The organism is Streptomyces sp. NBC_01283 (assembly GCF_041435335.1).
GTDB lineage: Bacteria > Actinomycetota > Actinomycetes > Streptomycetales > Streptomycetaceae > Streptomyces.
On record NZ_CP108430.1, the window covers coordinates 7,399,414 to 7,422,646 of the forward strand.

General features: G+C 71.9%; 22 protein-coding genes. 16 read left to right on the forward strand and 6 right to left on the reverse strand.

Annotated elements, in window-relative coordinates; genetic code table 11:
- Positions 1-53: 53 nt before the first annotated feature.
- Positions 54-1,013, forward strand: a complete 960-nt coding sequence (locus OG302_RS33540; protein ID WP_371530196.1) for a DUF2510 domain-containing protein — start codon at positions 54-56, stop codon at positions 1,011-1,013.
- A gap of 36 nt (positions 1,014-1,049) precedes the next feature.
- On the opposite strand, the gene OG302_RS33545 is transcribed toward OG302_RS33540, so the two are convergent.
- Positions 1,050-2,252, reverse strand: coding sequence for an amino acid deaminase/aldolase (locus OG302_RS33545; protein ID WP_371530197.1), 1,203 nt, complete (start codon positions 2,250-2,252; stop codon positions 1,050-1,052).
- A 216-nt stretch (positions 2,253-2,468) separates the two neighbouring features.
- On the opposite strand from OG302_RS33545, the gene OG302_RS33550 reads away from it, so the two are divergent.
- Genes OG302_RS33550 through OG302_RS33560 form a run of 3 tightly spaced genes read left to right on the forward strand, consistent with a single transcriptional unit; the run spans position 2,469 to position 5,834 of the window.
- Complete coding sequence (locus tag OG302_RS33550; RefSeq protein ID WP_371530198.1) at positions 2,469-3,905, forward strand: hypothetical protein; 1,437 nt, start codon at positions 2,469-2,471, stop codon at positions 3,903-3,905.
- A complete protein-coding gene (gene mycP / locus OG302_RS33555) occupies positions 3,902-5,092 on the forward strand; it encodes a type VII secretion-associated serine protease mycosin (RefSeq protein WP_371530199.1) in 1,191 nt (396 codons plus the stop codon). The genes OG302_RS33550 and mycP overlap by 4 nt, the downstream gene beginning before the upstream one ends.
- 10 nt (positions 5,093-5,102) lie before the next feature.
- A complete protein-coding gene (locus tag OG302_RS33560; RefSeq protein WP_371530200.1) occupies positions 5,103-5,834 on the forward strand; it encodes an SseB family protein in 732 nt (243 codons plus the stop codon).
- A gap of 48 nt (positions 5,835-5,882) precedes the next feature.
- Here OG302_RS33560 and OG302_RS33565 read toward each other — a convergent pair whose 3' ends face one another.
- Positions 5,883-6,269, reverse strand: a complete 387-nt coding sequence (locus OG302_RS33565; protein ID WP_361834281.1) for a DUF1844 domain-containing protein — start codon at positions 6,267-6,269, stop codon at positions 5,883-5,885.
- 308 nt (positions 6,270-6,577) lie between these two features.
- On the opposite strand from OG302_RS33565, the gene infC reads away from it, so the two are divergent.
- The 10 genes from infC to OG302_RS33615 all read left to right on the forward strand — a co-directional run bounded on the left by infC (position 6,578) and on the right by OG302_RS33615 (position 17,731).
- Entirely contained in the window at positions 6,578-7,333 is a 756-nt protein-coding gene (gene infC, locus OG302_RS33570) for a translation initiation factor IF-3 (protein ID WP_371530201.1), read from the forward strand.
- A gap of 105 nt (positions 7,334-7,438) precedes the next feature.
- Positions 7,439-7,633, forward strand: coding sequence for a 50S ribosomal protein L35 (gene rpmI / locus OG302_RS33575; RefSeq protein WP_135330421.1), 195 nt, complete (start codon positions 7,439-7,441; stop codon positions 7,631-7,633).
- A gap of 94 nt (positions 7,634-7,727) precedes the next feature.
- Positions 7,728-8,111, forward strand: a complete 384-nt coding sequence (gene rplT, locus OG302_RS33580; protein ID WP_361834284.1) for a 50S ribosomal protein L20 — start codon at positions 7,728-7,730, stop codon at positions 8,109-8,111.
- 118 nt (positions 8,112-8,229) lie between these two features.
- Positions 8,230-9,075: a TrmH family RNA methyltransferase gene (locus OG302_RS33585; RefSeq protein ID WP_371530202.1), complete on the forward strand. Its 846-nt coding sequence runs from the start codon at positions 8,230-8,232 to the stop codon at positions 9,073-9,075.
- 55 nt (positions 9,076-9,130) lie between these two features.
- The gene (locus OG302_RS33590; protein WP_371530203.1) at positions 9,131-10,273 is read left to right on the forward strand and encodes an ATP-binding protein; all 1,143 of its coding nucleotides are present in this window, start codon (positions 9,131-9,133) and stop codon (positions 10,271-10,273) included.
- A gap of 161 nt (positions 10,274-10,434) precedes the next feature.
- Complete coding sequence (gene pheS / locus OG302_RS33595; protein WP_371530204.1) at positions 10,435-11,571, forward strand: phenylalanine--tRNA ligase subunit alpha; 1,137 nt, start codon at positions 10,435-10,437, stop codon at positions 11,569-11,571.
- Entirely contained in the window at positions 11,571-14,081 is a 2,511-nt protein-coding gene (gene pheT / locus OG302_RS33600; protein WP_371530205.1) for a phenylalanine--tRNA ligase subunit beta, read from the forward strand. The genes pheS and pheT overlap by 1 nt, the downstream gene beginning before the upstream one ends.
- Positions 14,082-14,312: 231 nt before the next feature.
- Positions 14,313-15,446 (forward strand): PP2C family protein-serine/threonine phosphatase, encoded by a 1,134-nt coding sequence (locus OG302_RS33605; RefSeq protein WP_371530206.1) that lies wholly within the window; start codon positions 14,313-14,315, stop codon positions 15,444-15,446.
- Between the two features lie 268 nt (positions 15,447-15,714).
- The gene (locus OG302_RS33610) at positions 15,715-17,064 is read left to right on the forward strand and encodes a transcriptional regulator (RefSeq protein ID WP_371530207.1); all 1,350 of its coding nucleotides are present in this window, start codon (positions 15,715-15,717) and stop codon (positions 17,062-17,064) included.
- Between the two features lie 124 nt (positions 17,065-17,188).
- The gene (locus OG302_RS33615; protein ID WP_371530208.1) at positions 17,189-17,731 is read left to right on the forward strand and encodes an NUDIX hydrolase; all 543 of its coding nucleotides are present in this window, start codon (positions 17,189-17,191) and stop codon (positions 17,729-17,731) included.
- On the opposite strand, the gene OG302_RS33620 is transcribed toward OG302_RS33615, so the two are convergent.
- Positions 17,728-17,985: a hypothetical protein gene (locus OG302_RS33620; RefSeq protein WP_371530209.1), complete on the reverse strand. Its 258-nt coding sequence runs from the start codon at positions 17,983-17,985 to the stop codon at positions 17,728-17,730. The genes OG302_RS33615 and OG302_RS33620 overlap by 4 nt on opposite strands.
- A 199-nt stretch (positions 17,986-18,184) precedes the next feature.
- Complete coding sequence (locus OG302_RS33625) at positions 18,185-19,045, reverse strand: 3-hydroxybutyryl-CoA dehydrogenase (RefSeq protein ID WP_371530210.1); 861 nt, start codon at positions 19,043-19,045, stop codon at positions 18,185-18,187.
- 180 nt (positions 19,046-19,225) lie between these two features.
- On the opposite strand from OG302_RS33625, the gene OG302_RS33630 reads away from it, so the two are divergent.
- Complete coding sequence (locus OG302_RS33630; protein ID WP_371530211.1) at positions 19,226-20,458, forward strand: glycoside hydrolase family 10 protein; 1,233 nt, start codon at positions 19,226-19,228, stop codon at positions 20,456-20,458.
- 36 nt (positions 20,459-20,494) lie between these two features.
- Here OG302_RS33630 and OG302_RS33635 read toward each other — a convergent pair whose 3' ends face one another.
- Together OG302_RS33635 and OG302_RS33640 are read right to left on the reverse strand one after the other, a co-directional pair.
- Positions 20,495-20,689 carry a DUF1918 domain-containing protein gene (locus tag OG302_RS33635; RefSeq protein ID WP_361834310.1) on the reverse strand — a complete coding sequence of 65 codons (195 nt, stop codon included), beginning with the start codon at positions 20,687-20,689 and terminating at the stop codon, positions 20,495-20,497.
- 99 nt (positions 20,690-20,788) lie between these two features.
- On the reverse strand, positions 20,789-21,763 hold the full coding sequence (locus tag OG302_RS33640; protein WP_371530212.1) for a DMT family transporter: 975 nt from the start codon (positions 21,761-21,763) through the stop codon (positions 20,789-20,791).
- Here OG302_RS33640 and OG302_RS33645 point away from each other — a divergent pair.
- The gene (locus tag OG302_RS33645; RefSeq protein ID WP_371530213.1) at positions 21,762-23,207 is read left to right on the forward strand and encodes a PLP-dependent aminotransferase family protein; all 1,446 of its coding nucleotides are present in this window, start codon (positions 21,762-21,764) and stop codon (positions 23,205-23,207) included. The two genes, OG302_RS33640 and OG302_RS33645, sit on opposite strands and share 2 nt — an antisense overlap.
- Positions 23,208-23,233: the final 26 nt, after the last annotated feature.

Sequence of the window (23,233 nt, forward strand, 5' to 3'; positions counted from 1 at the left end):
GTTCCGACTGCTCCGACTGTTCTGATCTTCACGGCACGTCCTAGAGTGCCGGGATGAGCATGTCGCCCCCTCCCGGCTGGTACACGGACCCCTCGGCCCCACCGGCACAGCACGTCGAGCGCTGGTGGGACGGGTCCGCCTGGACCGAGCACCGGCGTGCGCCCGAGGCCCCGCAAGCGGCCCAGGCGCAGCCGGGGTTCGGCCCGCCGCAGCCACAGACCCAGGTCCAGCCGCTCCCGGGGGCCTCCGGCGGCGGCCGGGGCAAGGCGGTGGCGCTGGCCACCGCCGGGGTCGTCCTGGTCGCGTCGATCGTCACCGGCGTGGTGCTCCTGAAGAAGGACGAGGAACCGCAGGTCGAGGGCCCCGTGTCGACCACGTCGAAGGAGGTGGACCCGCCGTCGCCGACCTCGCCGACGCCCACCACCTCGGCGCCGGATCCCGACCCCTCCACCCTCGTCGACCAGCTCAACGGCATCACGATCCCCGTCCCCGACGGCTGGGAGAAGGCCGACAGCACGGTCGGCGGCGACCCGACCGTCCGCACACCGGACGTCTACGACCGCCCGGGCGAGGGCAGCCTCTGCCGCCACGGCACGGTCTACTCCCGCACGTCGACCGCGACCGACGAGCGTTCGCCCAAGAAGCTGGCCCAGCGGGACATCAAGGACGCGGCGGACAGCGCGTACGAGGAGGACAAGGTCGGCATGCGGCCCTTCGGGGGCATCGCCAGCCACGAGAAGGTCAAGGAGGGCTCCGTCGCGGTCGCGGGCCGCTCCGGATACCTCGTGCGCTGGCGGGTCCGCACGGAGAAGGGCCCCGGCGGATACGTCCAGTCGCTCGCCTTCCCGTCGAGCCACGGCTCCGAGGCGCTGGTCATCGTCCGCTTCGCCATCGACGCCGGGGACGCGGCGCCGCCGCTCTCCGACATGGAGACGATCACCAAGGGGATCCGTCCGGTGGGCGGCGGAGAGACGAGCGGCGGCGTGGGCAACAGCGTGGGCGCGACGCCCTGACGGTCCCCTATTACGCCCTGACGGGCTGACGGTCCTCTAGAGGAACGTGTGGCCCTCCCCGCGGTACGTCGGGACAGTTGCCGTCACACGGTCGCCCTCGACGAGACACAGCGCCTCGAACCGCTCGCACATCTCCCCGGCCTTCGCGTGCCGGAACCACACCTTGTCGCCGATCCGCAGGTCGTCGGCGGGCCCGCCGAGCAGCGGGGTCTGCACCTCGCCCGCGCCTTCCTGCGGGTCGTAGCGCAGCCCCTCCGGGAGGTACGGCACCGGGGAGCGGTCCGGGCCCGCCGAACCCGACGCGGGGTAGCCGCCGCCGAGCACGGTCACCGTGCCCGGGCCGGGGCGGCGCACCACGGGCTGGGCGAAGAGCGCGGCCGGACGCCCGCTGAACGACGTGTAGTTGTCGAAGAGCCGCGGTACGTACAGGCCCGACCCCGCGGCGATCTCGGTCACCGCACGCTCGGCCGCCGTGTGCTGCACGCTGCCGGTACCGCCGCCGTTGACGAACTCCAGGTCCGGCGCGACGGCCCGCACCGCGCGGATGGTCTCGGCCCGCCGCGCCGCGAGCTCCTTGCGGGCCGCCGTCTGCATCAGCCGGATCGCCTGCGAGCGCGCGGGACGGCCGTCGACCGCGTCACCGACCCCGGCCACATGCCCCTCGTACGCCATCACGCCCACGAGCCTGAAGCCGGGTCTGCGGCCCACCGCGCGGGCGAGCGCGGCGACCTGGGCGGGGGAGTGCAGGGGCGACCGCAGCGCGCCGACCCGCACCCGCCCGCCAAGGACCTTGTAGGCGGTGTCCAACTCCAGGCAGACCCGGACCTCTTCGCGTCCGCCGCCCCTGGCCTCGTCGATGAGCCGCAGCTGCGCGGGGTCGTCGATCATCACCGTCACCGACGAGGCGAGCTTCGGGTCGGCGGTCAGCTCCGCGAAGCCGGCACGGTCGGCCGAGGGATAGGCCAGCAGGACATCGTCGAACCCGGAGCGCGCGAGCCACAGGGACTCGGCGAGCGTGAAGGACATGAGCCCGGCGAAGCCGTCGCGGGCCAGCACACGTTCGAGCAGGGCGCGGCAGCGCACGGACTTGCTCGCGACCCGGATCGGCTTCCCGCCGGCCCGGCGCACGAGGTCGTCGGCATTGGCGTCGAACGCCTCCAGATCGACGATCGCGAGGGGGGCGTCGAGGTGCGCGGTGGCCCGGTCGTAGCGGGCCCTGTCTGCTGCACGGGCTGTCATGGCCGAAGCCTGCCAGACGCGATTACCCGAGGGTAGGGGGATGATCCGGGCAGATCGCCCGGGGGCCGAGACTGGTTCCCGCACGACCGGAACCTGCCCTTAGAGTTACGCGCAGAAGAGCGAGGAAACGGGGGGTGCATGAGCACGGAAGCGCGACGGGCCCCAGTCCCGCCACGTCCCACGACTCCACCCCCACCGCCGGGCCCGCCCTCGTCGATGCCGCCCCCCGCTCCGTCCGCCCGCTTCCCCGACCAGAGCCCGCCGTCGGCGGATCCGGCACCGGAGGACCAGGGCCAGGCGGACGACGATCAGGACTCCCTCCTCGGGGATCTGCTCGCCCCCTTCGACCGGGTGCGGAGGCCGCGGCCGCCACTGGACGACCCGGACGACGTGAACAAGGCGGACGTGGCGGCCGACACCGCCGACGAGACGCAGCAGCTCGCGGACGAGGAACAGCAGTCCCCGCCCCCGCCGCCCGCGTCGGCGCGCTTTCCCGATACGCCGCCGCCGTCGGCGCTGATCCGGACCCGCGCGCGCACCCCCGCTCCTGCCCCGGCTCCTGCCCCCTCCCCGCCGCTCCCTCCTGGCCCGCCGCACGTCGAGGCTCCTGACGCCCGGGATGCCGAGGACGAGCAGCACGGCGCGGACTATCCGCTGCGTCCGCCGATGCCTCCGGCGCCGCCGTCGGATCCAGTGGCGGCGCTCATATCCGCGCCCGCCCCGGACCCGTCGACCGCACCCCTGCCTCCGCCCCCTCCCTCCCCCCGAACGACCGCCGCCCGCCGTGCGGTCGGCGCCGTCGACCTGACGCCCGGCCCCGGAGCGGGGCGGCCCTTCGTGTCGTTCGCCCGGCCCGCGATGTACGACGACAGCACCACGCGGCTGCGCCCCGTCCGCACCTGGGCCCAGCCCCGCGTGAGCGCCGCCGCTGCCTGCGTCGTGCTCGGCCTCGGGCTCATCGGGGGCGCCGCGACCGGGAGTTGGCTGACCGGCGGCTCCGAAGGGGCGGGCACCACGCGGAGCACGTACGCCATGGCGGGCCAGCTCTGGCACAGCGTGCCCGTCGACCAGCTTTTCCCGGCCACCATCAAGGGAGAGGGTGCGGGTCCCGGCGGAGCCGACCGCACCTGGACCCGGGTCGCCGTCGCCCCCGACTCCCCCTGCAAGAACGCCTTCGACCCGCTCCTGCGCAAGGCCCTGGCCCCGGCGGGCTGCCTCCGGCTGCTGCGCGCCACGTACACGGACGCGACCCGCAGCCATGTCACCACCGTGGGCCTGCTGTTCACCAAGGCCGACGCCGACGCGATGCGCTCGCTGCGCACCCGCTTCACGGAGGAGGGCCTCGACCGGCGCCCCGACCTGATGCCACGGCCGTACGCGGCCAAGGGCACCCCGGCAGCGGACTTCGGTGACGCCCAGCGCGCCTCGTGGACCGTGTCGGTGCTCCCGGACGCCCCCGTCGTCGCCTTCTCCGTCTCCGGATTCGCCGACGGCCGCACGGTCACCGAACCCGAGCCCGCCGATGAGGCCATGAAGACGTCCGCCACCTCCGCCCCCGCCCAGGCGGGCCTCGGCAACGAGGCGAGGGGCATCGCCGACCGCGTCGAGCGGCGCCTGCGCAAGACCATCGCGGCCACGGAGAAGTCCTCATGAGAATCCGTCAGCTGGGTGCCGTCGCCCTCGCCGCGTCGCTCGCCCTCCTGCCCGCAACCGCCCACGCCGACGACGGCATACGCGCCCAGCAGTGGGCCCTCGACGCCATGCACACGGACCAGGCCTGGCAGACCACCAAGGGCAAGGGCATCACCGTCGCCGTCCTGGACACCGGCATAGACGGCAGCCACCCCGACCTGGCGGGCAGCGTCCTGGAGGGCAAGGACATGGTCGGCTTCGGGGCGAGGAAGGGCGATCGCTCCTGGGCCAGGCACGGCACCGCCATGGCCGGCATCATCGCGGGCCACGGACACGGCGCGGGCAGCGGGGACGGCGTGCTCGGCATCGCGCCGGAGGCGAAGATCCTGCCGGTCCGCGTGATCCTGGAGGACGGGGACCCGGACCGTTCGAAGGCCCGCAACACCCGGGGCAACGCCCTCGCCGACGGCATCCGCTGGGCCACCGACCACGGCGCCGACGTCATCAACCTCTCCCTGGGCGACGACTCCAAGTCCGCCCACCCGGAACCCGCCGAGGACGCCGCCGTCCAGTACGCCCTCAAGAAGGGCGCCGTCGTCGTCGCGTCGGCGGGCAACGGCGGTGAACGCGGCGACCACATCTCGTACCCCGCCGCCTACCCCGGGGTCATCGCCGCGACCGCCGTCGACGAGGGCGGCGACCGCGCCTCCTTCTCCACCCGCCGCTGGTACGCCACCGTCAGCGCCCCCGGCAAGGAGATCGTCATCGCCGATCCCGACCGGGAGTACTACGAGGGCTGGGGCACCAGCGCCGCCTCCGCCTTCGTCTCGGGCGCCGTCGCCCTCATCCGCGCCGCCCACCCCGGCCTGACCCCGCCCCAGATCAAGCAGCTCCTGGAGGACACCGCACGCGACGTGCCGAGCGGCGGCCGCGACGACTCACAGGGCTTCGGTTTCATCGACCCGGCGGCCGCGATCACCGAGGGCGGCAAGAAGCAGCCGGACGGGCTGAAGTCCGCGGCGTACGGCGAGAAGTACTTCGGCCCTGGACCGGACACGGACCAGGGCGACGACGGGCCCGCCGGCTGGGTCGGCCCGGTCGCGGGCGGCCTCGGCTTCGCCCTCCTCGCGGCGGCGGTCCACCTCTGGCGCGGTCGCCGCGGAACCCGCACCGGCACCGCCCGCCAGGCCCCGGGCCGCGGTCGGTAGGGTCGGGGCCGTGGCGAACAAGAACATCCCGGACCCCGGCTTCTCCGACGACGACGGGTCCGCCGACCCCCGGCTCACCGAGGCCCTGGCCGCGTGGGCCGAGGACCGCACGGCCCACGGCCCCGTCCTGGAGGCGCTCACCGGCGCCCGGCTGCTCGTCCCCGTGGTCGCCGTGCTCGGCGAGGTCGAAGAGGGCGCGGACGGGCTGCGCCGCGAGAAGTCCAGCGACATGGCGGTCCCCACCCTCAAGGCCGGCGACCGCAAGGCGCTGCCCGCGTTCACCTCGACCCAGGCCCTCGCCCTGTGGGACCCGGAGGCCCGGCCCGTCGCCGTCCCCCTGCACCAGGCGCTCCAGGCCGCCGCGCACGAGCAGGCCGACACGATCGTGCTCGACCTCGCGGGACCCGTCCCGTACGAGATCAACCGGCCTGCCCTGATCGCCCTCTCCGAAGGCCGCCACACCCGGGACCCGCTCGCCGACCCCGCCGTCACGGCCGCCGTGCGCGCGGCCGTCGCCGCCGAGCCCGCCGTCCTGCGGGCCCACCTCGGCGCGGGCACCGCGGACGGCACCCTCGCGCTCGTCCTGGACCCCGCGGCGGACCAGGCCGAAGCCGCCCAGCGTGTCGCCCGGCACATCGCGGCCGACGAAACACTGAGGGCCCGCCTGGTGAGCGGCCTCGACCTGGCACTGCTGCCGACCGGGGCGACGCCACCGGGCGAGCCCTTCTACGTACGTCCGTGAATCACGTACGCCCATGAATCACGGACGTACGCGTGTCATGGGTGGTGCTCAGCCGAAGACCGGGCCCGTGTACTTCTCGCCCGGGCCCTGACCCGGCTCGTCCGGAACGTCGGACGCCTCGCGGAAGGCCAGCTGCAGCGACTTCAGGCCGTCGCGCAGCGGGGCCGCGTGGAACGAGGAGATCTCCGTGGCGCTCGCGTCCATCAGACCGGCGAGCGAGTGGATCAGCTTGCGGGCCTCGTCGAGGTCCTTGTGGCCCTCGCCGCCCTCGGCGAGGCCGAGGTTCACGGCCGCCGCGCTCATCAGGTGGACGGCGACCGTGGTGATCACCTCGACCGCGGGGACGTCCGCGATGTCACGGGTCAGGGTGTCGAAGTCGGGGGAATCGGAGCCCGGGCCGGTGCCGGACTCGGGGGTGGGGGTCGCGTCGCTCATGTCCCACACGATAAGCGGAGCCCCGTCCGGAGCAGTCCGCGGGAGTCCGTGCGCACCGTTGGTTAGCCCCACCCCCGCGGAGCTGCTAACCTTGTGTAACGACCGGCCGGATACTCGCGTGCCACGCAGAGACCCGGCCCACAAGTGGAGGCTCCGCTTCCCACCTAGTCGCTCCCTGAGCGGCGGGTCACCGGTCAGGCAGTCGCAGTCCCCGAGACTACGGCAGGCCCGAATTGCGCCCCGCGATCATCGCGGAGGTGCTCCGGTAGTAATGGAGCCCCTTCCTGTGATCGGTTGGGGCATTTTTTATGTACTCACTCGGTTGGTCGGATAACAGACGTAACGCGGCTGTCCGCCAGACCGCCGCGTGGTGCTACCGAGGAGGATCCATCAGCGCCGAGCCCCGCATCAACGACCGGATTCGCGTTCCCGAGGTGCGACTTGTCGGTCCCAGCGGCGAGCAGGTCGGGATTGTTCCGCTTGCCAAGGCCCTGGAGCTCGCACAGGAGTACGACCTCGACCTGGTCGAGGTGGCGGCTACCGCCCGTCCGCCCGTGTGCAAGCTCATGGACTACGGGAAGTTCAAGTACGAGTCGGCCATGAAGGCCCGTGAGGCGCGCAAGAACCAGGCGCACACGGTCATCAAGGAGATGAAGCTCCGGCCGAAGATCGACCCGCACGACTATGACACCAAGAAGGGTCACGTCGTCCGGTTCCTCAAGCAGGGCGACAAGGTCAAGATCACGATCATGTTCCGTGGTCGCGAGCAGTCCAGGCCGGAACTCGGCTACCGACTGCTGCAGCGTCTCGCGAACGACGTCGAAGACCTCGGGTTCATCGAGTCGAACCCGAAGCAGGACGGCCGAAACATGATCATGGTCCTCGGTCCGCACAAGAAGAAGACCGAAGCCATGGCCGAGGCCCGCGAGGCTCAGGCGGTCCGCAAGGCGGATGCGAAGGCCAACCCGGGCCGCTCGCAGAACTCCGCCGAGGAGGGGGAGTCCGACGAGGCTCCTGCCGAAGCTGCCGCCGAAGCCCCTGCCGAGGCTCCCGCCGAGGCCTGATCCCGGGACGTGAGTCCGGGGATCGCCACCTGATACATACGGTTCCCGGATGCCCGGTTTCACGACCGGGCATCCGAGTGCCACTGACGAGGAGAGAACGGCGCTATGCCGAAGAACAAGACGCACAGCGGTGCCAGCAAGCGCTTCAAGATCACCGGCTCCGGCAAGGTGCTCCGCGAGCGCGCCGGCAAGCGCCACCTGCTCGAGCACAAGTCGTCCCGTCTGACGCGTCGCCTCAGCGGCAACGCCGAGATGGCCCCGGGCGACGCCAAGAAGATCAAGAAGCTTCTCGGCAAGTGAGTCCGGGCGCACACCGCGCCTGAACTCTGACCGGGACCCAATCGATACCGGGTCGTGTGAGTCCAACCACGGCCCCGCTGCAAGGAGTTAACAAGTGGCACGCGTCAAGCGGGCAGTCAACGCCCACAAGAAGCGCCGCGCAGTCCTCGAGGCTGCCAAGGGCTACCGCGGTCAGCGTTCGCGCCTGTACCGCAAGGCCAAGGAGCAGGTCACCCACTCCCTGGTCTACAACTACAACGACCGCAAGAAGCGCAAGGGCGACTTCCGTCGGCTGTGGATCCAGCGCATCAACGCCGCTGCCCGCCAGAACGGCATGACGTACAACCGCCTCATCCAGGGTCTGAACGCCGCCAACATCGAGGTGGACCGCAAGATCCTCGCGGAGCTCGCCGTCAACGACCCGAACGCGTTCGCCGCGCTGGTCGAGGTCGCGCAGAAGGCGCTGCCGAGCGACGTCAACGCCCCCAAGGCTGCCTGACGCTTCGCTGTACCTGAGCGTTACTCGCGGACCCGCAGGCCCTTTGGCCTGCGGGTCCGCCTGCGTTCGGTTTCTCGTCCGCCCTCCTCTGCCGTCTCCCCCCCCCGAAGGTGAGTTCATGACCGCCGCTCCCGAGTTGATCTCTCCCAAGTCGTCCCGCGTCAGTGCCGCGCGGCGGCTCGGCAAGCGGAACTTCCGGGGGAAGGAGCAGCTGTTCCTCGCCGAGGGGCCGCAGGCCGTGCGGGAGGCCGCGGCGCACGCCGACACGCTCGTCGAGGTGTTCGTGACCGTCGAGGCCGCCGAGCGCTACGCGGACATCGTCGGCGAGGCCCGTGCCGCGGGGGCCCGGGTGCACCTGGCGGACGAGGACGTCATCGCCGACATCTCGACGACCGTGACGCCGCAGGGACTCGTCGGGGTCTGCCGGTTCGTGGACACCCCCTTCGAGGACATCCTCGCCGCGAAGCCCAGGCTGGTCGCCGTCCTCGCGCACGTCCGTGACCCCGGGAACGCCGGCACCGTGCTGCGGTGCGCCGACGCGGCGGGGGCCGACGCCGTCGTCCTGACGGACGCCTCCGTGGATCTCTACAACCCCAAGTGCGTGCGCGCGTCGGTCGGTTCGCTGTTCCACCTGCCCGTCGCCGTCGGCGTACCCGTCGAGCGGGCCGTCCAGGGGCTGAAGGACGCGGGCGTACGCATCCTCGCGGCCGACGGAGCGGGCGAGGACGACCTCGACGACGAGCTCGACAAGGGCACCATGGGCACGCCATCGGCCTGGGTCTTCGGCAACGAGGCCTGGGGGCTCCCGGAGGAGACCCGCGCACTCGCCGACGCCGTGGTGCGCGTTCCGATCCACGGCAGAGCCGAAAGCCTCAACCTCGCGACGGCGGCGGCCGTGTGCCTCTATGCGTCCGCCCGTGCACAGCGTGCGGCTGGAGGGTGCCGTTCCGTCACTCCCAGCTAGTAGGGTGACGGGCTCGGAGGCCTCCTGCGCCGGTCCGAGAGGTGGGGTACGGGGAATGAGCATCGGCACGAGCAGATCACCGGGAGTACAGGGCATCCTGTCCACTCGCGCGGACCATGGCGCCCTCGGTGACCTCGGCGGCCTCGGTGTCCACCCGGACGACCTTCCCGACGGCCTGGTCGTCGCGGACGAGTCGGGACACGTCATCTGCTTCAACGCCGCAGCCGTGCGCATCACCGCCGTGCAGGCCGACGACGCCATCGGCGCGCCACTGGAACGCGCCCTTCCGTTAGAGGACCTCGAAGGCCGCCGCTGGTGGCAGCTGACCGATCCGTACGGCGGCATCGCGACCCGCTTCGCGCAGCCCGAGCGCAATCTGCTGCTCCCCGGCGGACGCGAGGTCCTCGTCACCGCCCGCTACGTGCGCACCGCGCCCACCGGCCCCGTCCGCCGCGTCGTCGTCTCCATCCGCGACACCGAGGCCCGGCGCCGCACCGAGCGCAGCCACGCCGAGCTGATCGCCACCGTCGCCCACGAGCTCCGCTCGCCCCTCACCTCCGTGAAGGGCTTCACTGCGACGCTGCTCGCCAAGTGGGAGCGCTTCACCGACGACCAGAAGAAACTGATGCTGGAGACGGTGGACGCCGACGCCAACCGCGTCACGCGGCTCATCGCCGAGCTCCTGGACATCTCCCGCATCGACTCGGGGCGCCTGGAACTGCGCCGTCAGCCCGTCGACATCGGTGCGGCCGTCGGCCGCCACATCCAGGCCCATGTCGCCTCCGGCCAGGACGCCGACCGCTTCCTCGTGCGGATGGAACAGCCGATGCCCGACCTCTGGGCCGACCCCGACAAGATCGACCAGGTGCTCAGCAATCTGTTGGAAAATGCCGTGCGGCACGGCGAGGGAACCGTCACCATCGACGTGGCGCCCTCGTCGTCCCCGCGCGAGCGGGGCGGGGCCGAGACGGCCGTGACCGTGAGTGACGAGGGGACCGGCATTCCGGAGGAATCGATGGGCCGTGTCTTCACCCGCTTCTGGCGGGGCAGCAAGCGCGGCGGGACGGGACTCGGCTTGTACATCGTGAAGGGCATCGTGGAGGCGCACGGCGGGACGATCACCGTCGGCCGCGCGCCCGGTGGCGGCGCCCAGTTCCGATTTACGTTGCCCGTGGGCACTCCGGCGTATCTCCTCTGATCTTCTCCTCCGATCCGCCCGAGCACGGCCCGCGGGCTCATTCACCTGCGCCACCCCCGTTAGACTCGATCCTTGGCACGTTTGCGTCCCTGATCTGTGGACGATTCGTCTCCGAGTCGTAGACGGGGACCATCACCAGCCAACCGGAAGCACGGGAAGAGATGTCGGCACCGAACAAGTCGTACGACCCTGTTGAGGTCGAGGCACTGAAACCTGAAGAGATCGAGCGCATGCGGGACGAGGCGCTCGCCGCCTTCGCCGCCGCGGGCGACCTCGAACAGCTCCAGGAGGCCAAGGTCGCGCACACCGGCGGCACCTCGCCGCTGTCCCTCGCCAACCGCGAGATCGGCGCGCTGCCCCCGCAGGCCAAGGCCGAGGCCGGCAAGCGCGTCGGCATGGCACGCGGCGCGGTCAGCAAGGCGCTCGCCGCCCGCCAGACCGAGCTCGAGGCCGAGCGTGACGCCCGGGTCCTGGTCGAGGAGGCAGTGGACGTCACGCTGCCGTACGACCGCGTCCCGGCCGGTGCCCGGCACCCGCTGACCACGTTCATGGAGCGTGTCGCGGACGTCTTCGTCGCCATGGGCTACGAGATCGCCGAGGGCCCCGAGGTCGAGGCGGAGTGGTTCAACTTCGACGCCCTGAACTTCACCCCGGACCACCCGGCCCGGCAGATGCAGGACACGTTCTTCGTCCAGGGCCCCGAGGGCGACAAGAACACCGCCGGCGACGAGTCCGGTGTCGTGCTGCGCACCCACACCTCCCCGGTGCAGGCCCGCGCGATGCTCGACCGTGAGCCGCCCGTCTACATCGTCTGCCCCGGCCGCGTGTACCGCACGGACGAGCTGGACGCGACGCACACCCCGGTCTTCCACCAGATCGAGCTGCTCGCCGTGGACGAGGGCCTGACCATGGCCGACCTCAAGGGCACCCTGGACCACATGGTCCAGTCGCTCTTCGGCGCGGACATGAAGACCCGCCTGCGCCCGAACTACTTCCCGTTCACCGAGCCGTCCGCCGAGATGGACATGGTCTGCTACGTCTGCCGTGGCGAGTCCGTGGGCAACCCCGACCGCCCCTGCCGCACCTGCGGCAGCGAGGGCTGGATCGAGCTGGGCGGCTGCGGCATGGTCAACCCGAAGGTCCTCACGGCCTGCGGCGTCGACCCCCAGAAGTACAGCGGATTCGCCTTCGGGTTCGGCATCGAACGGATGCTGATGTTCCGCCACAACGTCGAAGACATGCGAGACATGGTCGAGGGTGACGTCCGGTTCACCCGGCCCTTCGGGATGGAGATCTGATGCGGGTCCCGCTTTCCTGGCTGCGGGAGTACGTCGATCTCCCCGCCACCGAGACCGGCCGTGACGTACAGGCCAAGCTCGTCGACGTCGGCCTAGAGGTCGAGACCGTCGAGCAGCTCGGCTCCGGCCTGACCGGTCCGCTCGTCGTCGGCAAGGTCCTCACCATCGAGGAGCTGACGGAGTTCAAGAAGCCCATCCGCTTCTGCACCGTCGACGTCGGCTCGGCCAACGGCACGGGCGAGCCGCAGGAGATCGTCTGCGGCGCACGGAACTTCGCCGTCGGCGACAAGGTCGTCGTCGTGCTCCCGGGCGCCGTCCTGCCCGGCGACTTCAAGATCGCCGCGCGCAAGACGTACGGCAAGACGTCGCACGGCATGATCTGCTCCGGCGACGAGCTGGGCATGGGCGACGACGGAAGCGGCGGCATCATCGTCCTTCCGCCGGAGCACGAGGCCGGCACCGACGCCATCCAGCTGCTGGAACTGGTCGACGAGGTCCTGGACATCGCCGTCACGCCCGACCGCGGCTATGCCCTGTCGATGCGTGGCGTCGCCCGCGAGGCAGCCATCGCGTACGGCCTGCCGCTGCGCGACCCGGCGCTCCTCGATGTGCCGGCGCCGAACTCCCTCGGCTACCCGGTCAAGATCTCCGACCCGCGCGGCTGCGACCGTTTCACCGCGCGCACGGTCACGGGTCTGAAGCCCGAGTCCCGCTCGCCGATCTGGCTGCAGCGCCGCCTCCAGAAGGCGGGCATGCGCCCGATCTCGCTCGCCGTCGACATCACGAACTACGTGATGCTGGAGCTCGGCCAGCCGCTGCACGCCTACGACCGCTCGCGCATCGAGGGCACGATCGGTGTGCGCCGTGCCGAGCAGGGCGAGAAGTTCACGACGCTCGACGGCGCCAAGCGCGTCCTCGACGCCGAGGACCTGGTCATCACCGACGACCGCGGCCCGATCGGCCTCGCAGGCGTCATGGGCGGCGCCAACACCGAGATCGCCGACCACGAAGACGCGGCCGGCACCACCGACGTCGTCATCGAGGCCGCGCACTTCGACGCGATCTCCATCGCCCGCACGGCCCGGCGCCACAAGCTGCCCTCCGAGGCGGCCAAGCGCTTCGAGCGCGGCGTCGACCCGCAGGCCGCGTCCGCCGCGGCGCAGCGCACGGTGGATCTCCTCGTGCTGCTCGCGGGCGGCACCGCCGAGTCCGGGGTCACCGAGGTCATCGCGCCCTCCGCGCCCCACACGATCGCCATGCCCGCCGATCACCCGGACAAGGTCGCCGGCGTGGAGTACGGCCGCGAGACCGTCGTGCGCCGCCTGCAGGAAGTCGGCTGCGACGTGTACGGCCAGGACGCCCTGACCGTCACCGTGCCGTCCTGGCGTCCCGACCTCGCCGAGCCGAACGACCTCGCCGAAGAGGTCATCCGCCTCGAGGGGTACGAGAACCTCCCGTCGACGCTGCCCAAGCCCCCCGCGGGCCGCGGCCTGACCGACCGGCAGCGGCTGCACCGCCGCTTCGGCCGCGCCCTCGCCGGCAGCGGATTCGTCGAGGCACCGAACTACCCCTTCATCGGTGAGCAGGTCTTCGACCAGCTGGGCCTGGAGCCCGGCGACCCCAAGCGGCGGGTCGTGAAGCTGGCCAACCCGCTCTCCGACGAGGAGCCCGCTCTTCGTACGACGCTGCTGCCCGGGCTGCTCGGCGCGCTGCGCCGGAATGAGGGCCGCGGCAGCCACGACCTGGCGCTCTTCGAGACGGGCCTGGTCTTCCAGCCCCGCGAGGAGGCCCGTGTCGCGGTGCGGCTGCCCGTCGACCGCCGTCCCACGGACGAGGAGATCGCCTCCCTGACCGAGGCGCTCCCCGTCCAGCCGCGGCATGCCGCCGTCGCCATCGCGGGCGCCCGCGAGCAGGCCGGCTGGTGGGGCAAGGGCCGGCCGTCCGAGTGGGCCGACGCGGTGCAGGCCGCGCGTGACCTGGCCGCCGAGTCGGGCACCGAACTGCTCGTGCGCCAGGGCCAGTACGGCCCGTGGCACCCGGGCCGGTGCGCCGAGCTCGCCGTCGTGATCGACGGGACGGAGCAGGTCGTCGGGTACGCGGGCGAGCTGCACCCGCGCGTCGTCAAGACGCTCGGTCTGCCCGCGCGCACCTGCGCGATGGAGCTCGACCTGGACCGTCTGGAGGCCGCCGGATCCGGTGTCCCGCAGGGTCCGAAGATCTCCACGTTCCCGGTCGCCACGCAGGACGTCGCGCTCGTCGTGGACGGGGGCGTTCCGGCCGCCGACGTGGAGAAGGCGCTGCGCGAGGGTGCGGGTGAACTCCTCGAGTCCATCCGCCTGTTCGACGTCTTCACCGGCGAGCAGATCGGTGCGGGCAAGAAGTCCCTGGCGTACGCGCTGCGCTTCCGCGCGGCCGACCGCACGCTGACCGTCGACGAGGCCTCCGCGGCCCGCGACGCGGCCGTCGCCCTGGCGGCCGAGCGGACCGGCGCGGTGCTGCGCGGAGCGTAGTCACTGCCCGTAGCCGCCACCAGGCGCACAAGAGGCGCAAAGAAGGGCGTACCCGGACCTCCGGGTACGCCCTTCACTCGTTTGAGTGGCAAGTAAGCCCTCTCTGGTCCGATCGGCCCATGCGGTCGACAGAATCAGTCCGGCCGCAGGGCCGTGATCCGTCCGGTCTGCTTCGGTCTGCGCAGACCGCGCGAATCGCACGCTGAACAGGGCCTTAGGGGGGCCGTCGGCATGATCCGTATCAGGACTGGAGCTCCCCGCCGGGCGCTGTTCCGGGCGAGGGGCCGTGCCAGGCTCCGGACGAGGGCCGGAAAGCGGGTGTCCCGCCTGGACCCGCCGCGGATCCGGCGTGTCCTCACGCTCGGCCTGCCCGCGGTATGGGGCGCGGCGGCCGTCACGTACAAGCTCGTCTGTCCGCTCGCCCGGCAGGACGGCCTGGAGGCGCGGATCATCACCAGCGCGGTCTTCTTCGCGGTCGGCGCCGGTCTGATATTGCATGTCCGCGGCACGCTGCTCCGGGAGCTGCGCCAGCTCCGTGAGGTCGCGGGCGCCGCGCAGAACGCCCTGCTGCGCCCGCTGCCGCCACGCGTCGAGGGCCTCACGGTCGCCGCCGGGCGGCTCTCCGCGTCACGCGGCGCCTCCGTCGGCGGGGATCTGTACGAGGTGGTGGCCACCGACCACGGGGTCCGCATCGTCATGGGCGATGTGCGCGGGCACGGCCTGACCGCCCTCAGCACGGCCGCCGCCGTGCTCGGCAGCTTCCGCGAGGCGGCCCACGAGGAGTCCGAACTGCCGCACGTGCTGCGCAAGTTGGAGCGCGCCCTCGGGCGACATCTGCGGGAGCGGTCGCGGGCCGAGCATCCGGCGAACGGCGCTCCCGCGCCGGACAGTCCGGCGGCCGAGGAGTTCGTCACCGTACTCCTGATGGAGATCGGCCCGGACGGCGGGATGACCGCGCTCAACTGCGGCCACCCGTGGCCCTACCGCCTGAGGGGGCGGGCCGAGCCGGTCAGCGCCGGGGAGCCGCTGCCGCCGCTCGGCCCTTTCCCGCTCCCCGTCGAACTGCCGCTGCTGCACTGCGGACCACTCCTTCCGGGGGAGGCGCTCGCCCTGCACACGGACGGCATGGAGGACACCCGGGACGCGGCCGGACGGTTCTTCCCGCTCCAGGCGGCGCTCACCGAAGCGGTGCGAGTGCCGCCGGTCGCGCCCCAGACCGTGATCCGCGCGGTGTACGCCCAACTTCTGCGCCACGCGGGGCGGCTGCCCACCGACGACGCGGCGCTCCTCGTGCTGCGCAACGACCGGCGGCGGGTGCCGGTACAGCAGGGGGAGACGGTGCGCCGGGAAAGCACCATGACGTGACGCACCGTCAACCTCCGCCGGCCATGCGCCGCCCGACCCCGCCCTGGAGTTGTCGGGCAGACGGCGGGGCGGACGGCGCCGGTGAGGGCCGCCGCACTTTTCGAGGGGGAGCCGGCGGCCCGGCCGGCCTCCTATTGAGGAATCTCAGTCAAGCGTGACGGGAGTGGCGACGGCAGAGCGCACACCCCCCGGATTCGGGCGTTCCGTTCACACCCCGTGTGAAGTCACCTCTACTACGCTGGCCACACCGAGCCACCGGAGGGCCTCCATGCAGCCCAATACCCTGCTCGACGCGATCCTCGACGAGGCGGGAATCTCCCACGCGGGCCTGGCTGCCCACGTCAATCAGGCGGGGAAGAGGCGAGGCCTCGCCCTGCGGTACGAACACACCGCCGTGTCACGGTGGTTGAAGGGCCAGCGCCCGCGCGGCCAGGTGCCCGACCTGATCTGCGAGGTGCTCGCGGGGCGTCTCCAGCGCACCGTCACCCTCGACGACATCGGCCTCGGCGTGCCGGGGCTGCCCGCGGTGGGGCGCGGCTCCGCCGCCTCGACCCTCTCCGGGTTCGTGGACCGGGCCACGGCCCTGTGGCGCTCGGACGAACAGCAGCGCCCGCACCTCCTCGGCGCACCGGCGGTCACGGGAACACCCGCGGTGATGCCCGTCTGGGAGTGGGAGAACCCGCCCGAGGACGTGGACGTCTCACGCGGCGGCAGGCATCCGGTGAGCACGGCCGACATCGACATGATGCGTGCGGCCCGCGCCCACTACGAGCAGATGTACCGCAAGGCCGGCGGCATCGCGACCCGCACCCGCATCGTCGGCTTCCTCAACGCCGAGGCGGCGCCCCTGCTGCGGGGCAGCTACACCGACGAGACGGGACGCCAACTGCACAGATCCACCGGCGGGTTGGTGGCCATCGCGGGCATCTGCGCCTATGACTCGGACGCGCACGGCCTGGCCCAGCGCTACTTCCACCAGGCGCTGCGGCTCGCAAAGGCCAGCGGGGACCGGGGACTTGGGGCCTACGTCATCGCACTCCTGGTCAACCAGTCACTGTTCATGCGCGAGTACCGCCAGGCGGTGGCCTTCGCGGAGGCCGCGCTGCGCGCCGCGGGGCGCGAGCTCACCCCGGCCCTCGCGTCCGATCTCTACGCCATGCAGGCCAAGTCGTACGCACACCTGGGCGACGGCAGCAGCGCGCTGTCCTGCATCCGGCGTGCGGAGGTCGCCGCCGACCGCATCCGGCGCGGGCGCGAGCCGGACGAGACCGGCTATGTCCAGCCCGGGCTCGTCAACGTACAGGTGGCGGAGGCGCTGCTCAGCCTGGGCGACCTCACGGGAGCGCACGAGCATGCGGCGGCGGCGGTGGACACCCCGGCGCACGACCGGGGCCGGGTCCATCGGCTCGCCATGCTCAGCCAGATCGAACTGCGCCAGGGGAACACCGACGAGGCCGTGGCCACGGCAGTGGAAATGGCAGAACAGGCACGGGGGATGGAGTCCCAAAGGCTGCGCGACCGGCTGCGGGCCGTGCGGGAACATCTGGTCCGCAGCGACTGCGCGGGCACGGCCGAGGCGGCCGAACTCATCGACGGGGCGCTGCGCGTACCCCTGTGACGCGCACCGCACGTACGACTGCGACCACCTGCGGCGCGCGCTGAACCCCGACGCCGTTCACACGCTGCTCTGACCACCCTCCTGCTGCGATATTGCCATCTACTCGGCGGAAGGTGGCAGAACCGTGCAGTGGACGAAACAAAGCGAACAAACTGTGTATGGAAATCGATGGTTCACGGTCAATCTGGCAGATGTGGAGCTGCCCGACGGCCGGCACCTCGATCACTTCCTGATAAGGCTGCGGCCCGTTGCCGTGGCCACCGTCGTCAATGAGGCCAACGAGGTGCTGCTGCTCTGGCGGCACCGGTTCATCACGGACAGCTGGGGCTGGGAACTCGCGGCAGGCGTCGTCGAGGACGGCGAGGACCTCGCTTTCGCGGCCGCCCGGGAAATGGAGGAGGAAACCGGCTGGCGGCCGGGCCCGTTACGACACCTGCTGAGTGTCGAGCCGTCCAATGGGCTCACCGACGCCGTGCACCACATCTACTGGTCGGATGAGTGCACCTACATCGGACATCCCGAGGACGACTTCGAGTCCGACCGCCGTGAGTGGGTCCCACTCAAACTCGTCCCTGACATGGTGGCCCGCGGAGAAGTACCCGCCGCCAACATGGCGGCGGCGCTTCTCCTCCTGCACCACCTGCGTCTTGGCCAGGACGCACACTAACGGCCGAAGGCCTGCCAGATCGCCACGGCGAGCGCACCGACCGCCGTGAGGGCGACAAGGGCGGGCAGCGGCCAGCGAGTGTGCTCGAGTGCGGTGATCCTTACCGTCAGTTCATCCTGGCTCTTGACGCTCTGTTCGTCGTGTTGGGTGAGCAACGCCAGCTGTCCGTCGACGCGGGTCAGACCCACGTCCAAGCTGCGGCGTAACTCGGCGAGTTCTTGCGGGACCACGCGATGCTCGGGGTCGGCGGTCACTGGTCCGCTCCTTTCTGTAGCTGTCCATCCCCCTGCTGCGCACGGAAAGTCAACTCGCCTGGTGGCCGGGGCGGGAGAGTGTGCGAAGGGCATATGCGAGCCCATGGAGCACACGGTGTGTGAACGCCGCGGGCCCGGCACTCGATCGAGTGCCGGGCCCGCGTGCGGTGCGAAGTCCTGGATGCCGGTGTGAGCCGTGTCAGGCGTAGGGGTAGAAACCCGAGCCGGACTTGCGGCCGAGCCGGCCCGCGTCCACCATCCGCTGCAGCAGCGGGGGAGCGGCGTACAGCGGCTCCTTGTACTCGGCGTACATGGAGTCCGCGACCGAGGCGACGGTGTCGAGGCCGATCAGGTCGGCGAGCTTGAGCGGGCCCATCGGGTGGGCGCAGCCCATCTCCATGCCGTTGTCGATGTCCTCGCGGCTCGCGATGCCCGACTCGAACATCCGGATCGCGGAGAGCAGATACGGGATGAGCAGCGCGTTCACCACGAAGCCCGAGCGGTCCTGGGCGCGGATCGCGTGCTTGCCGAGGATCTTCTCGACCATGGACTGCGCGCGGCTGATCGTCCCCTCGGACGTCGTCAGCGCGGGAATCAGCTCGACGAGCTGCTGTACCGGGGCCGGGTTGAAGAAGTGGATGCCGATGACCGCGTCGGGGCGGGACGTCGCGACGGCCAGCTTCACCAGCGGGATGGACGAGGTGTTGGAGGCGAGGATCGCGTCCTGCCGGGTCACCACCTGGTCGAGCACCTGGAAGATCTCGGTCTTGACCGCCTCGTTCTCGACGACGGCCTCGATGACGAGGTCGCGGTCGGAGAACTCCCCGAGGTCGGTCGTGAAGCTGAGGCGGGAGAGTGTCTCGTCCCGCTCCTCCTCCGAGATCTTGCCGCGCTCGGCGGCCTTGGAGAGGGAGTTGTAGAGCCGGGTGCGGCCGATCTCCAGGGCCTCGCCGGTGGTCTCCGCGACCATCACATCCAGTCCGGAGCGGGCGCAGACCTCCGCGATCCCGGCGCCCATCTGGCCACAGCCCACTACTCCGACGCGTGCGATGTCGGGCATAGAGTCGGTCACCTCGTGCCTTTCGCTGATCAATGGGCGGGCAGGCCCCCGTATGGGTGTGGTCTCTGCCCCAGCGGTGAACGTTACTCCGGAACCTCAGGTGCATGACGTGCCGGGTCGGGCATGCTGTCCCCGACAGCACTGCGGTTCCGGCGGATACAGAGGCCAGGGGGCAAGCGGATGAGGCGTATGTCACGCCGAGGGTTCACGATTGCGGCAGCCGCGATGGTGGCGGGGCTCACAGCCGCGGGCGACGCGGCGGCCGTGCCCGGGAAGACCCGCTCGCGTCGTGAGCTGAGGGGCATGTGGCTGGCGACCGTCGCCAACCGTGACTGGCCCTCCAAGCCCGGACTCCCGGCCGCCGAGCAGCGCGCGGAGCTGATCGGCCACCTCGACACGGCCGTACGGCGCCGGCTGAACGCCGTGGTCTTCCAAGTGCGCCCCACCGCCGACGCGTTGTGGCCCTCGCCGTACGAGCCGTGGGCGGAGTGCCTGACCGGCGTGCAGGGCAAGCATCCCGGCTGGGACCCGCTGGGCACCGCCGTGACCGAGGCGCACCGCAGGGGCCTCGAACTGCACGCCTGGTTCAACCCCTTCCGCATCGCCAACCACACGGACCCCTCACGCCTCGTCCCGACCCACCCCGCGCGGCTGCACCCCGACTGGGTCGTGCCGTACGGCGGGAAGCTCTACTACAACCCCGGCCTGCCGGAGGTGCGGCGCTTCTGCCAGGACGCGATGCTCGACGCCGTGCGCCACTACGCCATCGACGCCGTGCACTGGGACGACTACTTCTACCCGTACCCGGTCGCCGGGCAGGTCTTCGACGACGACGACGCCTTCGCTCGCTACGGCGGCGGCTTCCCGGACCGGGCCGCCTGGCGGCGCGACAACATCGACCGCCTGGTGCGCGAGATGGGTGCGCGGGTGAAGAAGGTCCGCAAGCACGTGCAGTTCGGGATCAGCCCGTTCGGTGTCTGGCGCAACGCCTCGACCGATCCGCTCGGTTCGGACACGCAGGCCGGTGTGCAGACCTACGACAACCTGCACGCCGACACCCGTGGCTGGGTCAAGAAGGGCTGGCTCGACTACATCTGCCCGCAGCTCTACTGGAACATCGGCTTCACCGTCGCGGACTACGGCAAGCTGCTGCCCTGGTGGGCCGACGTCGTCAGGGACACGGACGTGCGGCTGTACGTGGGGGAGGCCCTCTACAAGGCGGGCGACCCCGCGCAGCCCGCCGCCTGGCAGGACCCCGCCGAGCTGTCCCGCCACCTCACGTACGCCAAGCGGTTCCCCGAGGCGCGCGGGCACGTGTACTTCTCGGCGAAGGAAGTGGGCGTGGACAAGATCGGCGCGATGGCACGCGTGGTCGCCGACCACTACCAGAAGACGGCCAAGCCGCCCCGCTGACCGGGGCTCCCCACCCGGCCCGAAGCCGGCCCGGCGCTACGGGGCCGGGTCCTGATGCCGTACGACGGTGTCGGGGCCCGGTGACAGCAGCGTCTCGTGGCCGTCCTCGAAGCGGACACGGAACGGCGGGCCGCCGTCCGCTCCCAGCACCTCGACGATTTCCGCGATCCGGTCGTGCTGCCCGACGGTCCTGCCGTGCAGCACCAGCTTTTCGCCTACGGTTGCACGCATCTGGAGCGACCTCCTCGTCCCACCCTGCGGTTGCCTTCCGTGGCCGCAAGTGTACGGCCGGTGGTGGAACCTGGGGCCCGGCCGTCAGGGTCTAGGGCTCTAGCCGCGCGCCCGTTGGGTGACCGCGATGCACACGAGGACGGCGGCGGCGGTCAGCGGCGCGGCGGGCGTGAGGTGCTCGCCGAGCAGGAAGACCGACCAGACCAGCGTGAGCAGCGGCTGCGCGAGCTGGAGCTGGCTGGCCTTGGGCACGCCGATCGCGGCCATGCCGCGGTACCAGACGACCAGGCCGAGGAACTGCGAACCGATGGCGGCGTAGAGCAGTCCCGCGGTGCTGTGCCCGGTCAGCTGGAAGGGCTCGTACTGCAGGGCGACGGCCGCCCCCGCCACGGCGAGCGGCAGGCACAGGACGAGCGCCCAGCCGATGACCTGCCAGCCCGGCATCTCGCGGGCGAGACGGCCGCCCTCGGTGTAACCGGCCGCGCAGATGAGGAGCGAGGCGAAGAGGTAGAGGTCGGCGGTCGACAGGGCGCCGCCGCTCTGCTGGACCGTGAACGCGATCACCGCCGCCGCGCCCGCGAGAGCGGCGGCCCAGAAACCCCGCGAGGGCCGCGCCCCGGTGCGCAGCACCGAGAACACGGCGGTCGTCAGCGGGAGCAGACCGACGACCACGGCCGCGTGGGCGGTGGTCGAGGTCTGCAGGGCGAGCGTGGTGAGCAGCGGGAAGCCGATGACGACCCCGGCGGCGACGACCGTGAGCCCGGCCCAGTGGCGGCGGGCGGGCAGCGGAACGCGCAGGGCGAGCAGGGCGCCGCCCGCGATGACCGCGCTCAGCACGCAGCGCAGGGCCACGAACGACCAGGGGCCGATGCCCTCCAGGCCCCAGGCGGTGGAGGGGAAGGTGAGCGAGAAGGCGGTGACGCCGAGCGCGGCCATGACGGTGCCTGCCCGGCGGGAGCTGTGCTGTGCGGAGCCGTGCCGTGCGGAGCCGTGCTGCGAGGTGCCGGCACCGGTGCTTGCGGGTGCGGTGACTGCTATCCGGCTCGGGCGAGTAGCGCTATCCTGTGCTGTCATGCATGAGGGTAGCAGTGTGGCTGAGTTGGCAAAACGGTTGCGGGACGAGCTGGACCGCTACTCACCTGGTGGAAAGCTGCCGTCGAGCCGGGCACTGGTCGACCGGTTCAGGGTGAGCCCGGTGACCGTGTCGCGGGCCCTGGGGCAGCTCGCCGCCGAGGGGCTTGTCGTCACCCGGCCCGGCGCCGGGGTCTTCCGCGCCGAACCGCAGGCCGCCGCCGCTCCGGCGGGCGACACCTCGTGGCAGGAGGTGTCGCTGAGCGCCGACGCGGCGACGGAGCTGGTGCCGCGCGCGGTGGACGCCTCCGGGGTCCTGGTCACGCTCGCGGCGCCGTCGCCCGGCGTCATCGAGTTCAACGGCGGCTATCTGCACCCCTCGCTGCAGCCCGAGCGTGCGATGGCGGCGGCCCTGGCGCGGGCGGGGCGGCGGCCCGGCGCGTGGGGGAGACCGCCGATCGACGGGCTCCCCGAGCTGCGGGAGTGGTTCGCGCGGGGCATCGGCGGGGCGATCACCGCCGCCGAGGTGCTGATCACCGCGGGCGGCCAGAGCGGGCTCACCACGGCACTGCGGGCGCTCGCCCCGCCGGGCGCGCCCGTCCTGGTCGAGTCGCCGACGTATCCCGGCATGCTGGCCATCGCCCGCGCGGCGGGGCTGCGGCCGGTCCCGGTGCCGGTGGACGTGGACGGCGTACGCCCCCAGTTGCTCGCCGCGGCGTTCAAGGCCACGGGGGCACGGGTCTTCGTCTGCCAGCCGCTGTTCCAGAACCCGACGGGGGCGGTGCTCTCGGCGGAGCGCCGCCCGGAGGTCCTGCGCATCGCCCGCGAGGCCGGAGCCTTCGTCATCGAGGACGACTTCGTGCGCCGCCTCGTCCACGAGGACGCGGGGCCGCTGCCCAGGCCCCTGCAGTCCGACGACCCCGACGGGGTCGTCGTGCATGTCTGCTCGCTCACCAAGGCCACGTCGCCGAGCTTCCGGGTGAGCGCGCTCGCCGCGCGCGGACCGGTCCTGGAGCGGCTGCGCGCCATCCAGGTCGTCGACCACTTCTTCGTGCCGAGACCGCTCCAGGAGGCGGCGCTCGAACTGGTCGGCTCCCCGGCCTGGCCGCGCCATCTGCGGCACGTGGCGGGCGAGTTGAAGGACCGCAGGGACGCGATGTCCGCGGCCCTGCGCCTCCATCTGCCCGAACTCGCCCTGCCGCACATCCCCGCGGGCGGCTACCTCCTGTGGCTGCGCCTGCCCGATGGCGCGGACGAGGCCGCACTGACGGGCGCGGCGTTGCGCGCGGGCGTCGCGGTGGCCCCAGGACGCCCGTACTTCGCGGCCGAGCCCCCGGCGGCGTACCTGCGGATGAGCTTCGCGGCGGTCGCGGGGCTCGGTGAGATCGCCGAAGGGGTGCGGAGGCTTCGCGGCGCGTGTGACGAGGTGTGGGGCTCCGCCCGCTGAGGCCGCCGGGCGGGGCGGCTGCGAGG